Origin of the sequence: Streptomyces sp. M-16, assembly GCF_052114405.1 — a bacterium.
Taxonomy (GTDB): domain Bacteria; phylum Actinomycetota; class Actinomycetes; order Streptomycetales; family Streptomycetaceae; genus Streptomyces.
Genome location: NZ_JBFRER010000177.1, coordinates 1 through 10,700 on the forward strand (window position 1 = coordinate 1; position 10,700 = coordinate 10,700).

Genomic DNA, 10,700 nt, shown 5'->3' on the forward strand with positions numbered 1-10,700 from the left:
GAGGTCCGCCGGCTGGAGCGTGCGGTGTCCCCGGCGAGCCGCGGGACCTCCGCCCCGGCGGGCGCGGCCGGACCGGGCGTCCCGGACGCCACCGCGCGGGGCGTCTCCCCCACCCCGCGCCTTCCCGGAGCCGGGGATCGGCCCCGGACCCCTTCGGGGGCTGCGCCCCCGGACCTCCGCGCCCCCGTCGCCGGCGAGGCCGGGACGGACGCCGCCGCCGGGCTCGTCGCCGCGCTGGCGTTCCCCGAGCGGGTGGCACGGGCCAAGGGGGGCGGGGGGTTCCTCATGGCCTCCGGGACCGGGGCCGAGACCGGCGAGGGGTCGGGGCTGCGCGGCGCGCCCTGGCTGGCGGTCGCCGTCGCCGACCGGGCCCCGCACTCCGCTTCCGCCCGCGTCCGCCTCGCCGCCGTCATCGACGAGGACACCGCCCTGGCCGCCGCCGCCCACCTGCGGACCGGGGGCGAGGAGGTGCGCTGGGAGGACGGGGACCTCGTGGCCCGCCGCGTCACCCGGCTCGGTGCGATCGAGCTGGCCTCACGCCCTCTGCGCGACCCCGACCCGGCAGCGGTCCGGGCCGCCCTGCTCGACGGGCTGCACGCGGAGGGCCTGGGCGTGTTGCACTGGTCCCCGGACGCGTCGGCGCTGCGGGCCCGCCTCGGGTTCCTGCACCGCACCCTGGGCGGCGCGTGGCCCGACGTGGCCGACGACGCGGCGCTGCTGGAGCGGGCCGACGACTGGCTGGAGCCGGAGCTGTCGCGGGCCCGCCGCCGCGCCGACCTGGCCCGGATCGACGCGGGCCAGGCCCTGAACCGGCTGCTGCCGTGGGCCACCGGCGAGGCCGCCCGGCTCGACGAGCTGGCCCCGGAGCGGATCGAGGTGCCCAGCGGTTCCCGGATCCGCGTGGACTACGCGGCCGAGCAGCCCGTCCTCGCGGTCAAGCTCCAGGAGCTGTTCGGGCTGGCCGAGACCCCGCGCGTGGCCGGGGTGCCGGTCCTGGTCCACCTGCTGTCGCCGGCCGGGCGGCCCGCCGCCGTCACGGCCGACCTGGCCTCCTTCTGGCAGGGCGGCTACCGGGCGGTCCGCGCCGAGCTGCGCGGCCGCTACCCCAGGCACCCGTGGCCCGAGGACCCGGCGACCGCGGAGCCGACCCGGCACACCAACGCCCGGCTCAGGCGCTGACCCCGTCCTCCCGCCCGCGGCCGCGGGCCTCCAGCCAGAGGGCCGCGGCGAGCAGGGCCAGGCCGGCCGCCGCGAGGCCGGCCGGGGCGTACGTGTGGAGCGCGAGGACCTTCGTACGGTTCGAGGCGACCAGATCGAAGGTGTACTTCGCGTAGTCGGGCCGGATCGTGACGTGCCCGGCGAAGGCGGTGAGCCTGCCTTCTGGTGCGCTCGCCGCGATGCCGCCGCGCATCTCCTGCTGGATGTCCTGCTCGGCGTTGACGGGGGCGCCGGTGACCGGGTCGACCCAGAAGCGGGCCTTGACCGTGTACCAGAGGGTGGTGCCGGTGGCCTGCTCGATCGTCGCCGGGTCGATGCCCTCGATGGGCATCTTCTTCGGCATGGGCACCTTGGTCCAGGGGACGGTCTGCTCGAAGTAGTAGACCTCCATGCCCCGGTAGGTACGCGGTCCGACGTAGTGGATCGGTGAGGAGGTGCGGGTCTGCGCGTCGAAGTAGAGGTAGTCGCGGGGTTCGGTGAAGAACGGCCACTTGAACTCGATGCCCTCGCGCTTGACCGGGTCCCCGTCGACCATCTCGCCGGTCGCGTGCACCGGGTCCTGGGTGTGGGCGTCGAAGAGGTAGCGCTCGGGGATCCGGGAGACCATCTTGCCGTCCGGCCCGATGATGTAGGTCAGGGTGTCCCAGACGACGACGTCCTTGCCCGCGTCGGCCTCGACCTCCCGGGACGCCTCGACGTTGCCCTTGAGGGTCTGGACGATGGTGACCTTGTCGACCTTCTTCGGCTGCATGCCGCCCGCGTAGTCGAGGAGGGTCGCGTCCTTGGCCTCCAGGACCATCTCCTGGTACTGGCCCGGCGGGATCTTGGCGAGCCTGGGGTACGCGTACCAGCGCAGCAGCGGTGCGAGGGCTGCGCAGAACACGGCGAGGGCAAGCAGGACGAGACTCGCTCTGCGTCGCACGGCCGGCCTCCTCTACTTTCCGGGCGCGGCGGGCGCGGTGGTGAGCAGGGGCTTGGGGGAGGTCGTGCCCTCCGGCGCCCCGAACGCCGTGACGGCGAGGACGAGGGCCAGCGCGGCGGCCAGCCCGATGGCGGCGGCGACGAGTGCGCGCATGCCGGGGCCTCCGTTATCTGATGGGGCGTCAGGGAGGCGTACCGTAGCAACGCGGGGGCGAGATGAGAACCGTCTGGAACTGCACCGGAAGAAGGCCCGTCCCGCCCGGGCGGCAGGCGGGACGGGCCTGTGGCCCACGGCGGGCGGCGGGAGGCGGGCCCTACGGGGTTCGCGAGGGGAGCGCGCTCGGGGTGGGGCTCGCCTTGGGCGAGGCCGGGGCCGAGGGCGTCGCCGAGGGGGAAGCCGACGCGGAGGGGGTGGGCTTGGGGGTCGGCGTGGGGGTCGAGGTCGGGGTCGGGGTAGGAGTCGGCGTCGGGGTAGGAGTCGGCGTCGGCGTCGGCGTCGGGGTAGGCGTCGGGGTAGGCGTCGGGGTAGGAGTCGGCGTCGGTGTAGGCGTCGGCGTGGGCTTCGGCGTCGGGGTAGGAGCCGGTGTAGGCGTCGGCTTCGGCGTCGGGCTCGGGGTGGGGGTAGGAGTCGGCGTGGGGGTGGGCGTCGGCTTCGGGCCCGTCGGCTGCCCCGTGCCCGTACCCGTACCGCCCCCGCCACCGGCCCCCGTGCCGCCACCGCCACCGCCGCCGGAACCACCCGCGTCCGGGACCTCGTGCGTGCCCTGGAGGTAGTACGCGTACCAGGACCGCACCGTCCTCAGGTACTCGCCGGACTGGTTGTAGGAGAGCACCGCCCGGTCCAGGCCCGCGCCGGTCCGCAGGTCACGGCTCCCCGCGCACAGGTAGCGGCCGGCCGCCAGGGCCGCGTCGTGGACGTTGTTCGGGTCGCGCCGTCCGTCGCCGTTCGCGTCCTGCCCCCAGGCCGCCCAGGTGGACGGGATGAACTGCATCGGTCCGACGGCCCGGTCGTACCGGGCGTCGCCGTCGTAGGCCCCGCCGTCCGTGTCGGAGATGTTCGCGAAGCCGTTGCCGTCGAGCACCGGCCCCAGGATGGGCCGCAGCGTGGTTCCGGCGGCGTCGACCTGCCCGCCGCGCGCCTGGCCCGACTCGACCTTGCCGATCGCCGCGAGCAGCTGCCAGCGCAGCCCGCAGCCGGGGTCGCTCTCCCCCACCTTCTGCTCGGCCCCCCGGTACGCGGCGAGCACGCTCGCGGGGATCCCCTGCGCGCCCTCCGACCCCCCCTGCAGCACGGCCTGCAAGGACACCGGACCGGCCGCGGCGTCAGGCGCCGGATCGGGGGTGGGCCGGGAGGCCGCCTGCTCGCCCTCCGGCAGCAGCACGGCCGGGGGCTGCGGGCTGAGCAGCGGCGGGAGTTCGGTGAAGTAGGAGGAGTCGCCCCCGGAACCGCCCGAGCCGCCCGCCACCGGAAGGGACTGCGCGCCGGCGGCCTCCCCGGCCGCGGCCAGCCGGTCCGCGAGCCCGGCGGCCGGGCCCTGCGAGGCCGTCATCGCGGCGGCGGCCAGAGCCGAGACCAGAGCGGCGGCCGCACCCCTGCGCAGGCCGCGTCCGACTATTCGTGCCGACATGAGCGGGACCCCTCCCCTAGACGTCCGCGTGACCCTACGTCAACTCCCTGCACACGGCACGCAATGCGGCCCGGAAATTCACCGGATCCCCACGTCCCTGCGCAGGTCACGCATACTGTCCCGACGACCGGGACCCAGGAGACGCGTCATGCCGTTCACTCTCAGCCATGCGGCCGCGGTACTTCCGGCCATCCGCCGGACCGGCCGGGCCCGGGGGCCGCTCGTGGCCTCGGCCCTGGTGCTGGGGTCCTTCGCGCCGGACACCTTCTTCTTCGCGGACGCCGTCGTCCAGGGCCTCATGGGCTACGGCACGTTCGCGCATTCGCTGCCGGGCGTGCTCACCGTGGACGCCGCCCTGACGGCCGTCCTCGCCGGGTGCTGGCTCCTGTTGCGCGAGCCGCTGGTGGCGCTGCTGCCGCGGGGCTGGCGGGGCAGGGCGTACGCGTTCGTACGCGGCGCGTCCTGGCGGGAGCGCCGACCGCCCGCGCTGGCGCTGTGGTTCTACCTGTCGGCGGTGACCGGCTCGCTCACCCACGTGGTGTGGGACAGCTTCACGCACCCGGACCGCTGGGGGACGAACGCGCTGCCGCGGCTGGGCGAACCCTTCGCCTTCGGCCTGCCCCTCTACTCCTTCGTCCAGTACGGCACTTCGGCGATCGCCGCCGGTGTGCTGCTCTGGTTCACCGCGACCGCGCTGCGCCGGCTGCCGGCCGCGCCCGTGCCGCCGTCGGTGCCGGTGCTCGGCCGCGCGGTGACGCTGTGGGCGTCCGCGCTGGTGGCCGTGTGCGTGGCGGTGGGGGTCACGCTGCGGGTGCTGCGCTTCTTCACGTTCTTCGACCGGATCCGCACGCCGCTCGACATCATCCCGACCGTCTGTTTCGGCGCGGGCGGCGGCCTGGCCGTCGGACTGCTGCTCTACGGGGTCCTCGTCCGCCTCCTGCAGCGCCGCGACCGCCACCGCGGCCGCGGCCGGGAGGACGGCGACCGCACCGGCCCGGACGCGCGGAYGCCCGTCCCCACCGCCTAGGCGGGGACGGGCGCCGACGCGGCCACGACGGGTCAGTGCGCGGCGGACTCCCAGTCCGTGCCGACGCCCACGGACACGTCGAGCGGAGCCCGCAGTTCGACGGCGGCGGCCATCTCGCGGCGCACCAGCTCCTCGACCCGCTCGCGCTCGCCGGGGGCGATCTCCAGCACGATTTCGTCGTGGACCTGGAGCAGCATCCGCGAGGTCAGCCCGGCCTCGGCCAGGGCCTTGTCCACGCGCAGCATGGCGACCTTGACGATGTCGGCGGCGGTGCCCTGGATGGGGGCGTTGAGCGCCATCCGCTCGGCGGCCTCGCGGCGCTGGCGGTTGTCGCTGTTGAGGTCGGGCAGGTAGCGGCGGCGCCCGAACACGGTCGCCGTGTACCCGGTCGCCCGGGCCTCGTCCACCACGCGCTGGAGGTAGTCGCGCACCCCGCCGAACCGCTCGAAGAAGGTGTCCATGAGACCGCGCGCCTCGGCGGGCTCGATGTTCAGCTGCTGGGCGAGACCGAAGGCGGACAGCCCGTACGCCAGACCGTAGGACATGGCCTTGATCTTGCGGCGCATCTCGGCGTCGACGGCGGAGCGCTCCACCCCGAACACCTGGGAGGCGACGGTGGTGTGCAGGTCCTCGCCCGACAGGAACGCCTCGATGAGGCCCTCGTCCTCGGAGAGGTGGGCCATGACGCGCAGCTCGATCTGGCTGTAGTCGGCCGTCATCAGGGACTCGAAGCCCTCGCCGACGACGAAGCCGCGGCGGATGGCGCGGCCCTCGTCGGTGCGCACCGGCACGTTCTGCAGGTTGGGGTCGGTGGAGGAGAGCCGTCCGGTCGCGGCGACGGTCTGGCTGAAGCTGGTGTGCACCCGGCCGTCGGCGGCGATCGCCTTGACCAGGCCCTCCACGGTGACGCGCAGCTTGGCCTGCTCCCGGTGCCGGAGCATGATCACCGGGAGTTCGTGGTCGGTCTGCGTGGCCAGCCAGGCGAGCGCGTCCGCGTCCGTCGTGTAGCCGGTCTTCGTCTTCTTCGTCTTCGGCAGGTCCAGCTCGCCGAAGAACACCTCCTGGAGCTGCTTGGGCGAGCCGAGGTTGAACTCGTGGCCCACCGTCGCGTGCGCCTCCTTCACCGCCTGCTGCACGGCCGCGGCGAACTGCTGCTCCATGCCCTCCAGGTGGTCGCGGTCGGCGGCGATGCCCGCCCGCTCCAGCCGGGCCAGCAGCTGCGAGGTGGGCAGCTCCATCTCGTGGAGCAGCTCGACGGCGCCGACCTCGGGCAGCTTCGCGGTGAAGGCGTCACCGAGGTCGAGGACGGCGCGGGCCTGCGCCATCAGGGCGTCGGCCTCGGCGGTCTCGTCGGCGCCGAAGGCCAGCTGGCCGTCGGCCGCCGGGGGCTGGAGCTCGCGGCCCAGGTACTCGACGGACAGCACGTCCAGCGCGAAGGACCGCCGGCCCGGCTTGACCAGGTACGCGGCGAGCGCGGTGTCCATGGTGACCCCGGCCAGGGCCCAGCCGTGCTCCGGGAAGACCCGCATCAGGCCCTTGGCGTTGTGCACGACCTTGGGGCGGTCCGCGTCGGCGGCCCAGGCGGCGAAGGCCTTGTCGTCGGCCTCGTCCAGGGCGGACGGGTCGAACCAGGCGGCCGCCCCGCCGGCCGCGGCCAGCGCGATCTCGGAGACGTTGCCCTGGCCCAGGCCCCAGCTGTCGACGGTGGAGACGCCGAGCGGGCCGTCGGCGTGCGCCGCGAGCCACGGCGCGAGCTCGCCGGCGCCCAGCACGGACCCGTCCAGCTCGACCCCGGCCGCCGGAGCGGGTGCCTCCTCCTCGGCCGCGCCCGGGTCCACGGCCAGCAGCCGCTCGCGCAGCGAGGCGTTGCGGATCTCCAGCACGTCCAGCACCCCGGTGACCGCGGACCGGTCGTAGGGGGCGCGCTCCAGGTCGACGGGGGTCTTCGGCAGCTCCACGTCCTTGACCATCTCGGTCAGGACCCGGTTGAGCTTCACGGCCTCCAGGTGGTCCCGGAAGTTCTGCCCGGCCTTGCCCTTGACCTCGTCGGCGCGCTCCACCAGCTCCGCGAACGACCCGAACTGGGTGATCCACTTCGCGGCGGTCCTCTCGCCGACGCCCGGGATGCCGGGCAGGTTGTCGGACGGGTCGCCGCGCAGCGCCGCGAAGTCCGGGTACTGCTGCGGGGTGAGACCGTACTTCTCCTCGACCTTCTCCGGGGTGAACCGGGTCAGCTCGGAGACGCCCTTGGTCGGGTACAGCACGGTGGTGCGCTCGGACACCAGCTGGAAGGAGTCCCGGTCGCCGGTGACGATCAGCACGTCGAAGCCCGCGGCCTCGGCCTGGGTGGCGAGCGTCGCGATCACGTCGTCGGCCTCGAAGCCGTCGACCGCGAACCGCGGCACCTTCATCGCGTCGAGCAGCTCGCCGATCAGCTCGACCTGCCCCTTGAACTCGTCGGGGGTCTTGGAACGGTTCGCCTTGTACTCGGGGTACTCCGTCGAGCGCCACGTCTTGCGGGACACGTCGAACGCCACCGCGAAGTGCGTGGGCGCCTCGTCGCGCAGCGTGTTCGCCAGCATCGACGCGAAGCCGTAGATGGCGTTGGTCGGCTGGCCCGTCGCGGTCGTGAAGTTCTCCGCGGGCAGCGCGAAGAACGCCCGGTACGCCAGGGAGTGCCCGTCCATGAGCATGAGGCGGGGGCGGTCCGCTGCGGTCGGCTGGTCGGTCTTCTTCGATGCTGAATCTGCCACGCCCCCGATCCTAGGGCTCCCCACCGACAATTCCGGCGCGGGTGACCGGCCGCCCATCCCCTTCCCCCCTCGCCCGTGCAAGGATCTGGCGACGCTGCAGCACGTGCCGCGTCCGTACGTACGCTCGAAGGAGAGCGCGATGGCGACCAAGCCGCCCACAGGCGACCCCGTGCAGGACGCACCCCAGGTCACCCCGCCCCAGCACGCGGCCGCCGGCCTCCCGGCGATCGGACACACCCTCAAGATCGCGCACGCGCAGATGGGCCTGACCCGCACCGCCCGCACCCTCCTCAAGGTCAACCAGAAGGACGGGTTCGACTGCCCCGGCTGCGCCTGGCCCGAGGGTGACAAGCGGCACACCGCCGAGTTCTGCGAGAACGGCGCCAAGGCCGTGGCCGAGGAGGCCACGCTGCGCCGGGTCACCCCGGCGTTCTTCGCCGAGCACCCCCTCGCCGACCTCGCGACCCGCTCCGGGTACTGGCTGGGCCAGCAGGGCCGCATCACCGAACCGATGTACCTCCCCGAAGGCGGCGACCGCTACGAGCCGGTGAGCTGGGAGCGGGCCTTCGAGGTCATCGCCGAGGAACTGCGCGCCCTGTCCTCCCCCGACGAGGCCGTCTTCTACACCTCCGGCCGCACCAGCAACGAGGCGGCGTTCCTCTTCCAGCTCTTCGCCCGCGAGTTCGGCACCAACAACCTGCCGGACTGCTCGAACATGTGCCACGAGTCCTCCGGCTCCGCCCTGAACGAGACCATCGGCATCGGCAAGGGCAGCGTCTCCCTCGAAGACCTCCACCAGGCCGAACTGATCATCGTCGCCGGACAGAACCCGGGCACCAACCACCCCCGCATGCTCTCCGCCCTGGAGAAGGCCAAGACCGCCGGCGCGAAGATCATCTCGGTGAACCCGCTGCCCGAGGCCGGCACCGAACGCTTCAAGAACCCCCAGAACCCCCTCGGCATGCTCAAGGGCACCGCCCTGACCGACCTCTTCCTCCAGATCCGCATCGGCGGGGACCAGGCCCTCTTCCGGCTCCTCAACAGGCTCGTCATCGAGACCGAGGGCGCCACCGACGAGGCCTTCATCGCCGAGCACACCCACGGCTACGAGGAGCTCGCCGCCACCGCCCGCAAGGCCGACTGGGACGAGACCCTCACCGCCACCGGCCTCACCCGCCCCGAGATCGAACGCGCCCTGGCCATGATCCTGGCCTCGAAGCGCACCATCGTCTGCTGGGCCATGGGCCTCACCCAGCACAAGCACGCCGTCGCCACCATCCGCGAGGTCGTCAACCTCCTCCTGCTCCGCGGCGACATCGGCCGCCCCGGCGCCGGCGTCTGCCCCGTCCGCGGCCACTCCAACGTCCAGGGCGACCGCACCATGGGGATCTTCGAGCGCCCCGCACCCGCCTTCCTCGACGCCCTCGACCGCGAATTCGCCATCACCTCGCCGCGCGCCCACGGCTTCGACGTCGTCCGCTCCATCCAGGCCCTGCGCGACGGCGAGGCCAAGGTCTTCTTCGCCATGGGCGGCAACTTCGTCGGCGCCACCCCCGACACCGACGTCACCGAGGCCGCGGTCCGCCGCGCCTCCCTCACCGTGCACGTCTCCACCAAGCTCAACCGCTCCCACGCGGTCACCGGCCGGCGCGCCCTGATCCTGCCCACCCTCGGCCGCACCGACAAGGACGTCCAGGCCACCGGCAAGCAGTTCGTCACGGTCGAGGACTCCATGGGCATGGTCCACGCCTCCCGCGGCAACCTCGCCCCCGCCTCCCCCCGGCTGCTCTCCGAACCCGCCATCGTGGCCCGCATGGCCCGCGCCGTCCTCGGCGACGCCTCCGCCACCCCCTGGGAGGAGTTCGAACGCGACTACGCCGCCATCCGCGACCGCATCGCCCGCGTCGTCCCCGGCTTCGAGGACTTCAACGCCCGCGTCGCCCACCCCGGCGGCTTCCGGCTGCCGCACGCCCCCCGCGACGAACGCCGCTTCCCCACCAAGACCGGCAAGGCCAACTTCACCGCCGCCCCCGTCGAGTACCCGCGCGTCCCCGCCGGCCGCCTGCTCCTGCAGACCCTGCGCAGCCACGACCAGTACAACACCACCATCTACGGCCTCGACGACCGCTACCGCGGCATCACCGGCGGCCGCCGCGTCGTCATGGTCCACCCCGACGACGCCGCCGAGCTGAACCTGCCCGACGGCTCCTACACCGACCTCGTCAGCGAATGGAACGACGGCGTCGAACGCCGCGCCCCCGGCTTCCGCGTCGTGCACTACCCCACCGCCCGGGGCTGCGCCGCCGCGTACTACCCCGAGACCAACGTCCTGGTCCCCCTCGACTCCACCGCCGACACCAGCAACACCCCCGCCAGCAAGTCCGTCGTCGTGCGCTTCGAACCGGCCTGATAGAACGGCACCGCACACATCGGTTAACGATCGTTGACGAACGGAGCAGGCCCATGGGCGAGCAGCACGCCGTGAAGTTCCCGCAGGAAGTCCTCGACGAGTACGCCGCCCTGGGCATAGACCTGCCCGCGCTGTTCTCGGCGGGCGCCCTCGGGATCCGGATGGACATCCGCATCCTGGAGGCCTCCGCCGAGCGGGTCGTCGCCACCATGCCCGTCGAGGGCAACACCCAGCCCTACGGACTCCTGCACGGCGGCGCCTCCGCCGTCCTGGCCGAGACCCTCGGCTCCGTCGGCGCGATGATGCACGGCGGCATCAAGAAGGTCGCCGTCGGCGTGGACCTGAACTGCACCCACCACCGCGGCGTCCGCTCCGGCCTGGTCACCGGCGTGGCCACCCCCGTCCACCGGGGCCGTTCCACCGCCACCTACGAGATCGTCATCTCCGACGAACAGGACCGCCGCGTCTGCACCGCCCGCCTCACCTGCCTGCTGCGCGACACGGACTCTTAACAACAGGGCCGATACGGGCAGTTGTGCCGCCACCGGCGCCGGTCTAGCGTTCCCGCATGGGATCGGGACCGGCGCCGCCGGGCGCCACGACCGCGCGAACACTCACACGGACGGCCCTTCCGGCCGCCCCCCTCCCCGGCCGCGCCGAACGCCACCGCGCGGGCGCCCCGACCGGCGGGCCCCGGCGGTGAGCGGCGGCATCGGGCCCGTGGAGCCCGGGGAGGGCACGAG

General features: G+C 73.7%; 8 protein-coding genes. 4 read left to right on the forward strand and 4 right to left on the reverse strand.

The features are described 5' to 3' along the window. Positions 1-1,179 (forward strand): ATP-dependent helicase C-terminal domain-containing protein (locus AB4039_RS39565; protein WP_442273046.1); only part of this gene is annotated, 1,179 nt, incomplete at its 5' end. On the opposite strand, the gene AB4039_RS39570 is transcribed toward AB4039_RS39565, so the two are convergent. The 3 genes from AB4039_RS39570 to AB4039_RS39580 all read right to left on the reverse strand — a co-directional run bounded on the left by AB4039_RS39570 (position 1,169) and on the right by AB4039_RS39580 (position 3,767). Next, complete coding sequence (locus AB4039_RS39570; RefSeq protein WP_442273047.1) at positions 1,169-2,140, reverse strand: DUF3068 domain-containing protein; 972 nt, start codon at positions 2,138-2,140, stop codon at positions 1,169-1,171. The genes AB4039_RS39565 and AB4039_RS39570 overlap by 11 nt on opposite strands. Positions 2,141-2,152: 12 nt before the next feature. Beyond that, a complete protein-coding gene (locus tag AB4039_RS39575; RefSeq protein ID WP_266838446.1) occupies positions 2,153-2,293 on the reverse strand; it encodes an SPW_0924 family protein in 141 nt (46 codons plus the stop codon). 160 nt (positions 2,294-2,453) lie between these two features. Beyond that, positions 2,454-3,767, reverse strand: coding sequence for a lytic transglycosylase domain-containing protein (locus tag AB4039_RS39580; RefSeq protein ID WP_442273048.1), 1,314 nt, complete (start codon positions 3,765-3,767; stop codon positions 2,454-2,456). Positions 3,768-3,915: 148 nt separating this feature from the next. Between AB4039_RS39580 and AB4039_RS39585 the strand changes: the two genes are divergently transcribed. Then, complete coding sequence (locus AB4039_RS39585) at positions 3,916-4,794, forward strand: DUF4184 family protein (RefSeq protein ID WP_442273049.1); 879 nt, start codon at positions 3,916-3,918, stop codon at positions 4,792-4,794. A 32-nt stretch (positions 4,795-4,826) separates the two neighbouring features. Here the strand turns inward: AB4039_RS39585 and polA are convergent, their stop codons facing one another. Then, on the reverse strand, positions 4,827-7,547 hold the full coding sequence (gene polA / locus AB4039_RS39590) for a DNA polymerase I (RefSeq protein ID WP_442273050.1): 2,721 nt from the start codon (positions 7,545-7,547) through the stop codon (positions 4,827-4,829). Positions 7,548-7,686: 139 nt separating this feature from the next. On the opposite strand from polA, the gene AB4039_RS39595 reads away from it, so the two are divergent. Together AB4039_RS39595 and AB4039_RS39600 are read left to right on the forward strand one after the other, a co-directional pair. Then, on the forward strand, positions 7,687-9,957 hold the full coding sequence (locus AB4039_RS39595) for an FdhF/YdeP family oxidoreductase (protein ID WP_266838450.1): 2,271 nt from the start codon (positions 7,687-7,689) through the stop codon (positions 9,955-9,957). A 53-nt stretch (positions 9,958-10,010) separates the two neighbouring features. After that, positions 10,011-10,469, forward strand: coding sequence for a PaaI family thioesterase (locus AB4039_RS39600; protein WP_266838451.1), 459 nt, complete (start codon positions 10,011-10,013; stop codon positions 10,467-10,469). The last annotated feature ends 231 nt before the right edge of the window (positions 10,470-10,700 follow it).